This is a genomic window from Variovorax sp. LjRoot290 (assembly GCF_964253985.1).
GTDB lineage: Bacteria > Pseudomonadota > Gammaproteobacteria > Burkholderiales > Burkholderiaceae_C > Variovorax.
Genome location: NZ_CAXURW020000001.1, coordinates 1,352,308 through 1,365,963, shown reverse-complemented (window position 1 = coordinate 1,365,963; position 13,656 = coordinate 1,352,308). Strand labels below are relative to the sequence as shown.

14 protein-coding genes are annotated in these 13,656 nt (G+C 66.0%); 13 read left to right on the top strand and 1 reads right to left on the bottom strand.

All coding sequences use genetic code 11. The features are described from left to right. Positions 1 to 36 precede the first annotated feature (36 nt). Positions 37 to 1,281, bottom strand: coding sequence for a glycosyltransferase family 4 protein (locus ACSQ9A_RS06920; RefSeq protein WP_436303126.1), 1,245 nt, complete (start codon positions 1,279 to 1,281; stop codon positions 37 to 39). A gap of 86 nt (positions 1,282 to 1,367) precedes the next feature. On the opposite strand from ACSQ9A_RS06920, the gene ACSQ9A_RS06915 reads away from it, so the two are divergent. The 13 genes from ACSQ9A_RS06915 to ACSQ9A_RS06855 all read left to right on the top strand — a co-directional run bounded on the left by ACSQ9A_RS06915 (position 1,368) and on the right by ACSQ9A_RS06855 (position 13,644). Further along, positions 1,368 to 7,334, top strand: coding sequence for an alpha-2-macroglobulin family protein (locus ACSQ9A_RS06915; RefSeq protein ID WP_436303125.1), 5,967 nt, complete (start codon positions 1,368 to 1,370; stop codon positions 7,332 to 7,334). Between the two features lie 229 nt (positions 7,335 to 7,563). Continuing rightward, positions 7,564 to 7,956: a GNAT family N-acetyltransferase gene (locus tag ACSQ9A_RS06910; RefSeq protein WP_436303124.1), complete on the top strand. Its 393-nt coding sequence runs from the start codon at positions 7,564 to 7,566 to the stop codon at positions 7,954 to 7,956. Between the two features lie 93 nt (positions 7,957 to 8,049). Beyond that, positions 8,050 to 8,355 (top strand): DUF1330 domain-containing protein, encoded by a 306-nt coding sequence (locus ACSQ9A_RS06905; protein WP_093106734.1) that lies wholly within the window; start codon positions 8,050 to 8,052, stop codon positions 8,353 to 8,355. Then, positions 8,355 to 9,095 (top strand): phytanoyl-CoA dioxygenase family protein, encoded by a 741-nt coding sequence (locus ACSQ9A_RS06900; RefSeq protein WP_436303123.1) that lies wholly within the window; start codon positions 8,355 to 8,357, stop codon positions 9,093 to 9,095. Before ACSQ9A_RS06905 ends, ACSQ9A_RS06900 begins: the two co-directional genes overlap by 1 nt. Before the next feature lie 72 nt (positions 9,096 to 9,167). Further along, on the top strand, positions 9,168 to 9,563 hold the full coding sequence (locus ACSQ9A_RS06895; RefSeq protein WP_436303122.1) for a hypothetical protein: 396 nt from the start codon (positions 9,168 to 9,170) through the stop codon (positions 9,561 to 9,563). Between the two features lie 69 nt (positions 9,564 to 9,632). After that, on the top strand, positions 9,633 to 10,067 hold the full coding sequence (locus ACSQ9A_RS06890) for a GFA family protein (protein WP_436303121.1): 435 nt from the start codon (positions 9,633 to 9,635) through the stop codon (positions 10,065 to 10,067). A gap of 63 nt (positions 10,068 to 10,130) precedes the next feature. Then, positions 10,131 to 10,520, top strand: a complete 390-nt coding sequence (locus ACSQ9A_RS06885; protein ID WP_436303119.1) for a RidA family protein — start codon at positions 10,131 to 10,133, stop codon at positions 10,518 to 10,520. A 29-nt stretch (positions 10,521 to 10,549) separates the two neighbouring features. Then, the gene (locus tag ACSQ9A_RS06880) at positions 10,550 to 11,053 is read left to right on the top strand and encodes a DinB family protein (protein WP_436303118.1); all 504 of its coding nucleotides are present in this window, start codon (positions 10,550 to 10,552) and stop codon (positions 11,051 to 11,053) included. A gap of 23 nt (positions 11,054 to 11,076) precedes the next feature. Continuing rightward, on the top strand, positions 11,077 to 11,448 hold the full coding sequence (locus tag ACSQ9A_RS06875) for a cupin domain-containing protein (protein WP_436303117.1): 372 nt from the start codon (positions 11,077 to 11,079) through the stop codon (positions 11,446 to 11,448). Between the two features lie 10 nt (positions 11,449 to 11,458). After that, entirely contained in the window at positions 11,459 to 12,010 is a 552-nt protein-coding gene (locus ACSQ9A_RS06870; RefSeq protein ID WP_436303115.1) for a DUF2867 domain-containing protein, read from the top strand. 14 nt (positions 12,011 to 12,024) lie between these two features. Beyond that, positions 12,025 to 12,807 carry a class I SAM-dependent methyltransferase gene (locus ACSQ9A_RS06865; RefSeq protein ID WP_436303114.1) on the top strand — a complete coding sequence of 261 codons (783 nt, stop codon included), beginning with the start codon at positions 12,025 to 12,027 and terminating at the stop codon, positions 12,805 to 12,807. Then, positions 12,804 to 13,178, top strand: a complete 375-nt coding sequence (locus tag ACSQ9A_RS06860) for a DUF4406 domain-containing protein (protein ID WP_436303113.1) — start codon at positions 12,804 to 12,806, stop codon at positions 13,176 to 13,178. The genes ACSQ9A_RS06865 and ACSQ9A_RS06860 overlap by 4 nt, the downstream gene beginning before the upstream one ends. After that, on the top strand, positions 13,159 to 13,644 hold the full coding sequence (locus ACSQ9A_RS06855; protein WP_436303112.1) for a DUF3592 domain-containing protein: 486 nt from the start codon (positions 13,159 to 13,161) through the stop codon (positions 13,642 to 13,644). The genes ACSQ9A_RS06860 and ACSQ9A_RS06855 overlap by 20 nt, the downstream gene beginning before the upstream one ends. Positions 13,645 to 13,656: the final 12 nt, after the last annotated feature.

The window sequence follows — 13,656 nt, the reverse complement described above, 5'->3', positions numbered from 1 at the left end:
GGGCGTCATTGCTCGGCGGTCAGGCAGGTGGATTCGCTACGGCGCCAGCTTGCGGATCGCGTCGATCACGACCTGGCTGTAGTTCTGCCATGTGTAGCTGGCCGCATGCTGCATCGCCGCCTCTTTCATCGCGGGAAGCTCTTGCCGGTTCTGGTTGAACCAGGCGAGCTTCTCGGCGATCTTCTCGGGCGAGCGGATGGGCACCAGGAAGCCGGTCTTGCCCTCGATCACGAGATCCTCGCCGCCGGTGTTGGGCGTGATGACGACCGGCAGGCCCTGGCTCATCGCCTCCTGCATCACCAGCGCGCGCCCTTCGTAGAGCGAGGGCAGGCAGAAGACGTCGCAGCTGCGCATCAGCTTCAGCACCTCGGCATGCGGGCGGCCCTTCTCGTGCGTGAAGCCCGGGTACTGGCTGCGGTAGAAGGCCAGGTCGTTGAGCAGGGAGCCCATGACGACGAGCTCGATGTTCTCGCCCTTGAGCAGCTGCATGGCCTGGAACAGGTCGGCCAGGCCCTTGCGCTGGCCCATGGAGCCCACGAAGAGCACGCGCAGCGGCCGCGACGGATCGGGCGCCTCTCGCGAGGGCGTGCCGGTCGTTGCCGGCGAGCCGAAGGGCGACAGCACCTTGGCCTTCTGCGCGGCCCAGGAGGGCAGCGAGTCGGCCACGAAGCGGCTGGGCACCACTACCAGGTCGGCCAACGCCAGCTCCTGCGCCTTGCGCTCCAGCTTGGCCGGCGAGTCGGACATGCCGCCGCCCATGGCGCCGGCCCAGGCCGGCAGGCGCTGCAGTTCATCCTCCATCAGCCGGCGACCTACTTCCCAGAAGGAAATGGGCAGGTCGTAGACGCATTTCAGGTCCAGCGCTTTCGCAGCCTTGAAAGTGTCGAGGGCGGAGTCCTCGTAGGTGTAGACGGCGCCCAGGCCGTGCTGCCGGTGTACCCCCGGCAAGACCCCGGCGGTGAAGCGATCGAAATCCTGCAGCACGCCGTCGATCGAGGCAAAGCCATTTTCGTGGCGCAGCGGATAGCTCCAGCCGACCTTGTTGCACAGGGCCCGCGCTACCTCGCGCCAGGGGTGCTGGAGGATTTTCTCGCGCGGCACCTTGAAGCGCCGCCGCAGCAGGTCGCGGCTCAGCCCCTCGGGCACCAGCTTCAGTGCAAAGCTGTCCGGCGATACGGCGAGCGTGGTCGAGAAGCGGGCCAGCATGCCGGCTGTTTCCAAGCCATCGAGCATTGCGCGCACATTCTGGTTGCCTGCAGGGTGGCTCAACAACAGTTTCATATCGATCGATCATAGTGGAGGCCTATGGCGTGCCAGGGGCGAACGCGCCGAGTTGCGCTACGCTCGCGCCCCGAAGGAGAAGTCTGTTGAAAACGAGAACGACAACGCGTGCCCTCGCGGCCGCCGCACTGGCCTTTATCTCTCTCGGCGCCCATGCGCTGCAGATCACCAGCCTCACGCCGCAGGGCGAGGTGGCGCGCATCCGGCAGGTGGTGGCCAAGTTCGACCAGGCGGCCGTCAACTTCGGCGACCCCAAGGCACCCGCCCCGCTGGCCGTGAGCTGCACCGACGCGCAGGCGGCCAAGGGCACCGGTCGCTGGGCCGGCGAGAAGCAGTGGGTGTACGACTTCGAGAACGACCTGCCGCCCGGCGTGCGCTGCACGGTGACACGGGTGAGTTCGTTCAAGTCGGCTTCCGGCGCCGACCTCACCGGCCCGGAGCGCTACCAGTTCAACAGCGGCGGCCCCTTCGTGCGCAACCACCAGCCGAGCTACGGCAAGATCGACGAAGAGCAGCAGTTCATGCTCGAACTCAACGGGCCGGCCACGCTCGAGAGCGTGCGCGAGAACGTCTGGTGCCAGGCCGACGGCGTCGGCGAGCGCATTCCGGTCAAGCTCGTCGAGGGCGAGCAGCGCACTGCCCTGCTCAAGGCCTTCAGCCGCGACAAGGAAGCCGAGAAGACGCCGCTGCACTTCGTCACGCTGCAGTGCAATCGCACGCTGACGCCGGGCGGCCGCGTGCAACTGGTCTACGGCAAGGGCGTCGCCACGCCCTCGGGCGTGCTCAACAACATCGAGCGGCGGCTCAGCTTCCAGGTGCGCGAGCCCTTCGCCGTGTCCTTCAGCTGCGAGCGCGAGAGCGCGCAGTCGGCCTGCCTGCCGCTCAAGCCGATGGTGCTGCAGTTCAATGCGCCGGTGTCGCGCAAGCTGGCGGCGCAGATCACGCTCAAAGGCGGCGGCAAGACGATCAAGCCGAAGTTCGACGACGAGAACGCCGCCGAGGATGCGGTGGTCGACTCGGTGAGCTTCCCACCGCCTTTCGCCGAGCAGACGCCCTTCACGATCGAGCTGCCGGCGAAGTTCGTGGATGCCTCGGGCCGCGCGCTGGCCTCGCCCGACAGCTTTCCGCTCAAGGTCGCGACCGGCGCCATGCCGCCGCTGGCCAAGTTCGCCGCCTCGCCTTTCGGCGTGGTCGAGCGCCTGGCCGAGCCCGGCGGCGCGGCGCTGATGCCGGTGACGGTGCGGCGCGTCGAGCCCGCGCTGCAGGTGCAGGCGCTCACCCCGGGCAAGGTCAGCGACATGAACCCGAAGACCGACGCCGAGATCATCGCGTGGTTCCGCAAGGTCCGGCGCTATGACAGCAATTACACGATCGACCGCAAGGAGGCCGCGCGCGACGTGAAGGGTGCGCTGCCCAAGGTGATCGACAAGGACGAGCGCGAGCGCATCCAGACCCGCATGGTCTCGTTGCTCGGCGGCCAGGCCAACGTGAAGACGCTGGACATGCCCAAGGCCGAGGGCGGCGATCCGCGGCCCTTCGAGGTGATCGGCATCCCGCTCACGCCCGGCTTCCACGTGCTCGAGATCGCATCGCAAAAACTCGGCGACGCGCTGCTCGACGAGCGCTACGGCACCGGCCGCACGATGTACGTGCGCACCACGGCGCTGGCCACCAACCTCGCGGTGCACTTCAAGCTGGGGCGCGAGAACGCGGTGGCCTGGGTCACGACGCTGGACAAGGGCAAGGTGGTGGCCAACGCCGCCGTGCGCGTCTCGGACTGCACCGGCCGCGAGGTGGCCGCGGGCAGCACCGATGCGCGCGGGCTGGTGCAGCTCGCCGGCATCGCGCCGAACGCGCCGAGCTGCTCCACCGAAGACGACTACAGCGGCGACGCCTACTTCGTGAGCGCCCGCGCCAAGGACGACAAGGGCGTGGAAGACCTCGCCTTCACCTGGAGCGACTGGCAGCGCGGCATCGAGCCCTGGCGTTTCAACGTGCCGACCAGCCTGGAGCCGCAGCCCGACCGCGTCGCCCACACGGTGTTCGACCGCACGCTGCTGCGCGCCGGCGAAACCGTGTCGATGAAGCACCTGATCCGCACCCAGACCAGCAAAGGCTTCGGGCTGCCGCAGACCCTGCCGGACACGCTGGTCGTGACGCATGTGGGCAGCGGCCAGCAGTACACCCAGCCGCTCAAGTGGCGCAAGACCGCGACCGGCGGGCAGAGCGGCGAGAACACTTTCGCGATTCCGTCCGCGGCCAAGCTCGGCGTCTACCAGGTCGAGCTCAAGAGCGGCAAGGAAGGCACGGACGGCGACCAAGGCGGCATGCGCAGCTCCAGCACCGGCCAGTTCCGCGTCGAGGAGTTCCGCCTGCCAGTGCTCGAAGGCCGCATCGCGCCCAGCGAGAAGAAACCGCTGGTGGCCGCGACTTCGCTGCCCACCGAGGTGCAGATCAACTACGTGGCCGGCGGCGCCGCGGCCAACCTGCCGGTGCGCGTGTCGGCGGCGGTGCGAGCCAAAAGCCTCTCGTTCGCCGACTTCGACGCCTTCAGCTTCTCGCCGCCGCGCAAGGATGGCCTCATCGCGGTCGACGCCGACGAATCCGATTCGGCCGCACAGGACCTGCGGGTGATCGCCGACAAGCTGCCGCTCACGCTCAGCAAGGACGGCGCCGGCAAGCTCACGATCGAGAAGATTCCCGTTGCCAAGGCCACGCCGCGCGAGCTGCTGCTCGAAGCCACCTACTCCGACCCCAACGGCGAGGTGCAGACCTTGCGCAGCGTGCAGACGCTGTGGCCCGCGGCCGTGATCGCCGGCATCAAGACCGAGGGCTGGGTCTCGACCAGCCAGAAGCTCAAGTTCCAGGCGCTGGCGCTTGGACTGAGCGGAAAGCCGCAGGAAGGCGTGACGCTCAACGTGCGTGCCATCGCGCGCATCACCACCACCAGCCGCAAGCGCATGGTGGGCGGCTTCTACACCTATGACAACAAGACCGAGGTCAAGGAGATCGGCACCGTGTGCAGCGGCAAGAGCGATGCGCGCGGCCTGTTGCTGTGCGAGGCCGAGCTCAAGGAAGCCGGCCAGGTCGAACTGATCGCCAGCGCCACCGACAAAGACGGCCGCGACAGCCGCGCCGCGAGCTCGGTCTACGTCACGAAGCAGGGCGAGCTCTGGTTCGGCGGCGAGGACCACGACCGCATCGACGTGCTGCCCGAGAAGAAGAGCTACCAGCCCGGCGAGACGGCCAAGTTCCAGGTGCGCAGCCCCTTCCGCTTTGCGACTGCGCTGGTGTCGGTGGAGCGCGAGGGCGTGATCGAGACGCAGGTGGTGCAGCTCAACGGCCAGGATCCGACGGTGAGCCTGCGGGTCAAGCCCGAGTGGGGGCCCAACGCCTACGTGAGCGTGCTCGCGCTGCGCGGCCGGCTGCGCGAAGTGCCGTGGTACAGCTTCTTCACCTGGGGCTTCAAGGCGCCGCGCGAATGGTGGACCGCCTTCTGGTACGAGGGCAAGGAGTACGTGGCGCCGACCGCGCTGGTCGACCTGAGCAAGCCGGCCTACCGGCTGGGCCTGGCCGAGATCCGCGTCGGCACGCAGGCGCATCAGATCGAGGTCAAGGTGTCGAGCGACAAGCCCAGCTATCCGGTGCGCGGCAAGGCGCTGGTCACCATCTCGGCCAAGCTGCCCGACGGCAAGCCAGCCGCCGGCGCCGAGGTGGCGCTGGCCGCGGTCGACCAGGCGCTGCTGGAACTGATGCCCAACGACAGCTGGAAGCTGCTCGAAGCCATGCTGCAGCGGCGCAGCTGGGGCGTGAGCACCTCGACGGCGCAGATGGAAATCGTCGGCCGTCGGCACTACGGCCGCAAGGCCGTGCCCGCGGGCGGCGGCGGCGGCAAGGGCCAGACGCGCGAGCTGCTCGACACCCTGCTCTTGTGGAACCCGGCGGTGGTGCTCGACGCCAACGGACAGGCCACGGTGACGGTGCCGCTCAACGACGCGCTGACCACCTTCAAGATCGTCGCGGTGGCCGACGCGGGCACCGGCCTGTTCGGCACCGGCCAGACCTCGATCCAGGCCACGCAGGACCTGCAGATCGTCAGCGGCCTGCCGCCGCTGGTGCGCGAGGACGACCAGTTCCGCGCCCAGATCACGCTGCGCAATACGACGCAGAAGGCGATGAAGGTCGAAGCCACGCCGCGTGCCACGCTCCTCAAGCTGGAGGCGCAGACGGTCGATATCCCGCCCGGCGAGGCGCGCGAGCTCGCATGGAGCGTGACCGCGCCCGCGCAGCTCGCGCAGACGCGCGCCGAGGCGCTGCTGTGGGAGATCGAGGCCAAGGACACGATCGGCGGCGCGCGCGATGCGCTCAAGCTGCGCCAGCGCATCGTGCCGGGCGTGCCGCTGACGGTGCAGCAGGCCACGCTGGTGCAGCTCGACGGGCCCTTCACGCTCGACGTGGCGCCGCCCGCCGACGCCCTGCCCGGCCGCGGCGGCTTGAAGCTTTCCCTGCAGCCCCGGCTGGCCGAAGGCCTGACGGGCGTGCGCGACTGGTTCGCCGCCTACCCCTATGCCTGCCTGGAGCAGAAGGCCAGCAAGTCCATCGGCCTGCGCGACGGCAAGGCCTGGCAGACGGTGGTGGCGCAGCTGCCGAGCTACCTCGACAGCGACGGCCTGGCCAACTACTTCCCGCCGCGCGACGGTGAAGCCAACCGCGGCAGCGACATCCTGACGGCCTACCTGCTCGCGGCCACGCATGAAGCGGCGGCGCTCGATCCGGCCTTCGCGCTGCCCGATACGGCGCGCGCGCCCATGGAGCAGGGCCTGATCGCCTTCGTCGAAGGCAGGATCCAGCGCGAGTTCTGGAGCCCGCAGAAGGACCTCGACGTGCGCAAGCTCGCCGCACTGGAAGCGCTCTCGCGCTACGGCAAGGCGCAGGGCCGCATGGCCGGCAGCATCACCATCGCGCCCAACCAGTGGCCGACCAGCGCCGTCATCGACTGGCTCAACATCCTCAAGCGCGTGCAAGACGTGCCGCAGCGCCAGCAGCGCATGGCCGAGGCGGACAACGTGCTCAAGGCGCGCCTGTCTTATCAAGGGACCAAGCTGGTCTTCAGCACCGAGCGCGAGGACTACTGGTGGTGGCTGATGACCAACGGCGACGTCAACACCGCACGCCTGCTGCTCACCGTGCTGGACGATCCGGCCTGGAAGGACGACATCGGCAAGCTGGCCACCGGCTTCATCGGCCGCCAGCAGAACGGCGCGTGGCACACCACCACCGCCAACCTGTGGGGCGGGCTGGCGCTGGAAAAATTCTCGAAGCAGTTCGAAAGCGCGCCGGTCGCGGGCATCACCGCGGCCAACCTCGGCGCCATCAAGGCCCAGGTGGACTGGCGCAAGGTCGAGCGCATCAAGACCAGCGACGCCGGCGGCGCGCCGAACCAGACCACGGCCTTCGGCGCCCCCGCCTCGCCGGGCAACCTGCGCAACAACGCCATGTTCCTGCCCTGGCCGGCATCGAACGCGGCGCGCGACACTTTGCTGGTCACGCAGTCCGGCAGCGGCAAGCCCTGGCTCACGCTGCAGTCCATCGCTGCCGTGCAGCTCAAGGCGCCTTTCGCGGCCGGCTATGCGATCAAGAAGACCATCACCCCGGTCGAGCAGGCCGTGCAGGGCATCTACACGCGCGGCGACGTGCTGCGCGTGAGCCTGGAAGTCAACGCCAGCGCCGACATGACCTGGGTCGCGATCACCGACCCGATCCCCGGCGGCGCCACCATCCTCGGCGGCGGCCTGGGCCGCGATTCGCAGATCGCGACGCAGGGCGAGAAGCGCTCCGGCGCCGGCTGGCCGGCTTTCGAGGAACGCAGCTTCGAGGCCTTCCGCAGCTACTACCAGCACCTGCCGAAGGGGGTGGTGAAGATGGAGTACACGGTTCGCCTGAACAACGTCGGGGACTTTGCGCTGCCGCCGAGCCGGGTCGAGGCCTTGTATGCGCCGGAGATGTTCGGGGAGGTGCCGAATGGGCGGGTGAAGGTGGAGGCGGCGAAGTGAAGAGTGGCCCGCGCATGCCGACATGGCGCCCTGAGCAAGCCCCATGAAGCTCACAGTCCTGCCCCTCACGCCCGAGCGCTGGCCTGACCTCGAAGCGCTGTTCAATGCCAAGGGGTGCTCGGTGGCTCGTGGGTGCTGGTGCATGCACTACCGCCGAAGCGGCGCTCACGGAGCCTTGCCCTCAGGGACAACGCGTGCTCACGCCGATCGCGCGGACCTGAAAGAACTCGTGGACGCCGGCACGCCACCAGGCCTCATCGGCTATCGCGGCAAAGTCCCGGTCGGCTGGGTATCGCTCGGCCCACGCGAGGAATATGCCAGGCTCAAGCGCTCACCCGTGATGAAGGCGGTCGACGACCGGCCCGTCTGGTCGATCATCTGTTTCGTTGTGCCATCCGAGCGTCGCGGCCAGGGCGTGGCGCAGGCGCTCCTCGACGGAGCCATTGCCTACGCCAGGAAACAGGGCGCCAAGCTGCTCGAGGCCTACCCCGTGGACAAACCCGGCCGGGCCAATGACGATCAGATGTGGTTCGGTGCCAAGTCGATGTACGACCGCGTGGGCTTCAAGGAAGTTGCGCGCCGCAAGCCGCAGCGGCCCGTCGTGCGCCTCAAGCCCACTTGAGCCGTCAACGTCTCAGGTGCCTCAAGTTTCCGCGTTGAGTTGCCGGCCTCCCGGCAATTGAGCAAGAATTCCTGCGATCGAAGGGGAACGCAAATGCCAAAGGGATACTGGATCGCCCGGGTCGACGTCGCCGACACGGAGGCCTACAAGGCTTACGTCGAAGCCAATGCAAAGCCTTTCAAGATGTTCGGGGCGCACTTCCTCGTGCGCGCCGGCCGCTTCGAGAATCCCGAGGGCACCAGCCGCACGCGCAACGTCGTGATCGAGTTCCCGTCGTACCAGGCTGCCCTCGACTGCTGGAAGTCGGCCGAGTATCAGGAAGCGCTCAAGTTGCGTGTGCCTGTTTCCACCATCGACCTGGTCATCATCGAGGGCTACGACGGTCCGCAACCGTCTTGATGCCAGGGCCGCATGTGACCCGGCCAACCTGTCGTTTCAGCGAATCACCTTGTCCGATCGGTTTCCGTTCGCAGGCCGATTCGTTCGCGGCCGAAGGCTTCTCGCTCGTCCCGGACGTGATACGGGCAGAAGAATGCGAATCCATCTCTGCCCACTTGCAACTCAGCACGCCCTCAGGCGGCACGCGTTGCCTGCTGCCGCAGTCGTGGTGCGCCTCGCTGGCGCGGCGCCTTCGCCAGCACATGGCTCCATCCTTGCTGGTTCCGACAGAGCATGTTGCCGTCCAATGCACGTACTTCGAGAAGTCCCTCGCACACAACTGGCTGGTGCCCATACACCAGGATCTCAGCATTCCCGTCGCTGATCGGGTCGACGAACCAAGCCTTCGCGGCTGGTCGGAAAAGGAGGGATCGCTCTTCGTTCAAGCGCCTGTCGACCTCCTGGAGCAATTGGTCGCCGTGCGCGTCCATCTTGACGCCTGTACAGCGGATGACGGCCCTCTTCGTGTTGTCCCTGGTTCGCATCTTCACGGCCGCATTGAGCCCAACGTTGCCGTTCTCACCCGCAACGCAGCCACAGAGATGAGGTGCCAAGCCGAGCAAGGAGCGGCCCTCGTCATGCGCCCCCTGCTGTTGCACGCGTCGTCCAAGGCCGCAGGCAAGAGCCGCCGTCGCGTCCTACACTTCGTCTTCGGCCCGCGTTCACTCCCGCATGGTCTGCGGTGGCAGTATGCGGTCTAACCTTTCCAACAGGCGGACCTGTCTCGGCGATCCGGGTCGGGCCGCTCTCCTCGATCGCTAGGTGCATCAATCGTGGCAACGCCTGAATCCATTCATCGTCTGTTGTCGGTGGCTGCCACCTTGCTCGATCATGCGGCGAGCGAGATTCGCGACGCAAAACTCGCACCGGTGCGAGAGAACATCGAACGGGTTGGCGAGACCTTGGCGGAGATCAGCGAGCTACGACAACGGGTCTACGAAGTCGCGCCGGAGCTCATGCCGGAGTACCTCAAACAACCCAGCGAACACTCTGAGTCGAACCGCCTGCTGACGCGGTACATGTTCCAGGCATCAGAGTATGAGCTCGCCGGAGATCTCGAGAGCGCTGTCGAAACCTTCCAGGAGTACATCACCCTCGAGGAGTCAGCATTTCACCGAGACATCGCTGTGGGGGAAATCGAACGGCTGCGGAATGCAACAGGCACCTAACCCGTCAATCAAGCAGACGCCCAGCGGCGCCGCTTGCGTCAACCCTCAGGCGCTTTCTTCACACCCCTCATGAAAGCACCCGCACCCATCGTCGCAACCGGCGGCTGCTTCTGCGGAGCAGTCCGGTTCCGCTGTGGGGGCACACCACGAAGCGTCGTCCAATGCCATTGTGGGCAGTGCCGTCGTTTGAGCGGCGCCGCGTTCACCACCTGGGTGAGTTTCGCCAAGGAAGCACTCAGCCTCTCAGGGCAGGCTTCTCTTTCAGTCTTCCAGGCCACCGAGAATGTCACGCGCCACTTTTGCAAGGTCTGCGGCTCGCACGTCTACACCAGCGACGCTCGCTTCTCCAATGTAGTTGGCGTTCCCGCGGGCGCTATCGAGGGCGAGCTACCGGCCAAACCCTCCGCTCACTACTTCGTCAGCCACAAGGCAGCATGGCACACCATCAACGATGCCTTGCCTCAGTTCGGAGGAGAGTCAGGTGTCGAGCCACAAGATGCCTGAACTTCTTTCGATAAGAACGCCTGCCTTCGATCTTTTCCTCCACTTCACCTCGATGGATACTCCATGACCCGAAAACTCATCAGCTCCGGTTCCACCTTCGAAGAACAGATCGGCTACTCGCGCGCCGTCGTCGATGGCGACTGGGTGTTTGTTTCAGGCACCACGGGCTTCGACTACGCAACGATGACCATCTCGGACAGCGTGGTCGAGCAGGCCGAGCAGTGCCTGAAGAACATCGAGTCCGCGCTGCAGCGGGCCGATGCGAACATGAAGGACGTGGTGCGTGTCACCTACGTGCTGCCGAACGGCGCCGAGTTCGAATCATGCTGGCCGGTGCTGCGCAAGTACTTCGGCGAGGTGCGCCCGGCGGCGATGATGATCTCTGCCGGGCTGGCGGACCCGCGCATGAAGATCGAGATCGAAGTCACGGCCCGGAAGCGTTCACAAGCCTGAGGCCGGCAGTCGCAGCTCACGCAATTCTCATGAACCCCATCACGCTCCACGCACTCGAAAGCTTCCCACAACAGCTGGAGGCGCACTACGCCGCCATTCCGGCGGCGTTCAAGCACTGGGCACCGCCGTCCTGGGATGGCGTGCCCAGCGAAGCATTCACCGCCATCGAGCAGGTCTGCCATGTGCGCGACATCGAGATCGAGGGCTATCACGTGCGCTTCCAGCGCACGCTGAATGAGTCCAACCCCTTGCTCGCATCCATCGAAAGCGAGGAGCTTGCCAAGTCGCGCTCCTACGCCACGGCCGACACGGCCGCCGTCTTTGCCTCTTTCAGGGAGGCACGCACGAAGACCCTCGCGCTCATCACCGGCTTGAGCGACGAACAGTTCGATCGCACCGCGGAGTTCGAAGGCTACGGCCCGTTGTCGCTGCGCAGCCTGGTGCACTATCTTTGCAGCCATGACCAGCAGCACCTGGCGGGGCTGCAATGGCTGCTCGGGAAGATCGAAGCCTCGTGTGTTCTCTCCAGTTGACGCTCACCCCACAGAAAGAATCCATGCCGAATGTCGCCTCCCCCAAGCAGGTCGCTGCTTCGCTCACCGAGTTCTGGTCGCCGCGCGTCGTCGCGGAGGTCGACGACGCCTACATCAAGGTCGCCAAGGTTCGCGGCTCGCTGGCCTGGCACAGCCATGAGAACGAGGACGAGCTCTTCCTCGTGCTCAAGGGTCACTTGCGCATCGAAATGGAAAGCGGCCCGGTCGAGCTCCGCGAAGGCGAGATGTTCGTCGTTCCCAAGGGCGTACGCCACAACCCGGTGGCCGAAGAGGAATGCCATCTCATGCTGATCGAGCGCAAGTCGACGCTGCACACGGGCGATGTCGTTACCGAGAAGACCCGCTCGCTGAGCGAGCAGTTGCGTCCCGTGTGAGCGCCTCCCCATGCATGACAACGATTGGTCCGTCGCCTCCGTGGCGCTTCCCAGCGAATCACGCGTCGCTCGCGCGTACGCGACGACGGACCTGGCCGACGCCTACGCGGTCCGCCTGCCGAAGGATGCGATCACCGATCCCGAGCTGCTTGCGCGTTTTCTCTTCTCCCAGCAAGCGCCGTGGGTAGCAGGCCTGATGCGAATCCGTGACACGCTCGTTGCCGGGTTCGGCCTCAAGACCTCGGGGCACCTGAAAAGCCCTTCTTCCAGGTCGCGCAACGACCGCATCTCCATCTTCAAGATCTATGAGAAGGGCACGCACGAAATCCTGCTGGGCGAAGACGACAAGCACCTGGACTTCCGGGTGTCGGTGTTGCACCAGACGCGGACCGTCGCCACGGAAAGCGCGCCCTACCTGGTCGTGTCCACCGTCGTGCATTGCCACAACCTCCTGGGGCGCACGTACATCCGGCTCATCGCACCCTTCCATCGATTGGTAGTTCAGTCCATCATGCGCAGAGCCGCTCGTGCCGGGTGGCCGGCTCTTTCGCGAACCGAGTGAGGGGTAGCCCGCACATGACGGACTTCTACGACGAACTCGCTCCCTTCTATCACCTGATCTACCAGGACTGGGATGCCAGCGTTCGTCGACAAGGCGATCAGCTCTCCAGGCTCATCGAGTCCGAATGGCCGGGCTGCGGAAGCGTGCTGGACGTGTCCTGCGGGATCGGGACCCAAGCCATCGCGCTCGCAGAGCGGGGCTATTCGGTGACCGGCTCGGACCTGTCCGCCAAGGAGATCGAGCGAGCAAGACATGAAGCGCGCGCCAGGAAGATCGATATCGATTTCTCGGTGGGCGACATGCGCGAGGCGCACGCTCTTCACGGCTCGCGCTTCGACCTGGTCATCTCGTGCGACAACTCCGTGCCGCACCTGCTCACCGACGATGATCTTCTGCTTGCGTTCCGGCAGATGATCGCTTGCCTGCGCACGGGTGGTGGATGCATCATTTCCGTCAGAGACTATGCGCTGGAAGCGCGAGGCAAGAATCTCGTCAAGCCCTATGGCGTTCGCGCCGAGAACGGCAAGCGCTATCTGCTGTTCCAAGTCTGGGACTTCGTGGGCGAGCACTACGACCTGAGCTTCTTCTTCATCGAGGAAGATCTCTCCACTCTGGAAGTCGAGACATACGCCATGCGGTCGAAGTACTACGCCGTTTCCATCGACAAGCTCTGCGAGCTGATGCACAAAGCCGGCTTTCAGGACGTCAAGCGTGTCGATGGGGCTTTCTATCAGCCCCTCGTGATCGGAACCAAAGCCACCGAGCAGAACCGCCTGCCCAACAGGAGTGAAGAGTGAACCCCCAGATGATCCTGGTCGCCGGCCCCTACCGTTCCGGCACGAACGACGACCCTTTGCTCATCGCCCGGAACGTCGCGGCGATGACCGAAGCCTCGCTCCAGTTGTTCCGCGCCGGCCACCTGCCCGTCATGGGCGAGTGGTTCGCGCTTCCGCTCATCGAGCACGCGGGCTCCAAGCGCATTGGAGATGCCGTGTTCAACGAGATCTTCCACCCCATCTCGCGCAGGCTGGTCGCCCAGTGCGATGGCTGCCTGCGCATCGGCGGTGCGTCTGCGGGCGCCGACGAGATGGTGGCCTTCGCCAAGCAGCACGGAAAGGCCGTGTACTACGCGCTCGAGGAAATACCCGGTGCCCACACGCCGCTATGACATCGCCGTGGGTGGTCTCGTCATCCTGATCGCGGCCTTCTATTTCATCTACGCCGCGCTCGGTTCCTACGTGCGGCAGTCGCAAGCGCATTCCTCCTTCATCCCCGTCGGCGCAACGGTCGTCGAGGCCTCGGTTCGATCCAGCGGCAGCACGGCGGCCACGCATGGCGAATCCTTCTCGCCGCGCATCGTCTACCGCTACAACGTGGGCGGTAAGGCGTACCAGAGCGATCGCTACTTCTTTGCCGGCGACGGATGGCGCGATGCCGCTTCGGTGGAGGCGGTCGTGGCGCGCTTCCCGGTGGGAAGCTCGGTGCATGTGTATGTGGACAAAGCCGATCCCACGCAGGCCGTGATCGACAGAAGCAAACCCCGGCTCGGCGTGCTGCTGTACCTGCTTCCCATCGCAGCTCTGGGGCTTGGCTTTTTGGCCTACGGCTTGCGCAAACGAAAAGAGACGCGCTAAAACGCGGGGCGT

What these genes read in the sequence shown, in the direction of transcription:
- ACSQ9A_RS06920 (WP_436303126.1), bottom strand. Translation starts at nt 1,281, where the DNA reads ATGAAACTGTTGTTGAGCCACCCTGCAGGCAACCAGAATGTGCGCGCA.
- ACSQ9A_RS06905 (WP_093106734.1), top strand. Translation starts at nt 8,050, where the DNA reads ATGCCAAAGGGATACTGGATCGCCCGGGTCGACGTCGCCGACACGGAG.
- ACSQ9A_RS06900 (WP_436303123.1), top strand. Translation starts at nt 8,355, where the DNA reads ATGCCAGGGCCGCATGTGACCCGGCCAACCTGTCGTTTCAGCGAATCA.
- ACSQ9A_RS06890 (WP_436303121.1), top strand. Translation starts at nt 9,633, where the DNA reads ATGAAAGCACCCGCACCCATCGTCGCAACCGGCGGCTGCTTCTGCGGA.
- ACSQ9A_RS06885 (WP_436303119.1), top strand. Translation starts at nt 10,131, where the DNA reads ATGACCCGAAAACTCATCAGCTCCGGTTCCACCTTCGAAGAACAGATC.
- ACSQ9A_RS06880 (WP_436303118.1), top strand. Translation starts at nt 10,550, where the DNA reads ATGAACCCCATCACGCTCCACGCACTCGAAAGCTTCCCACAACAGCTG.
- ACSQ9A_RS06875 (WP_436303117.1), top strand. Translation starts at nt 11,077, where the DNA reads ATGCCGAATGTCGCCTCCCCCAAGCAGGTCGCTGCTTCGCTCACCGAG.
- ACSQ9A_RS06870 (WP_436303115.1), top strand. Translation starts at nt 11,459, where the DNA reads ATGCATGACAACGATTGGTCCGTCGCCTCCGTGGCGCTTCCCAGCGAA.
- ACSQ9A_RS06865 (WP_436303114.1), top strand. Translation starts at nt 12,025, where the DNA reads ATGACGGACTTCTACGACGAACTCGCTCCCTTCTATCACCTGATCTAC.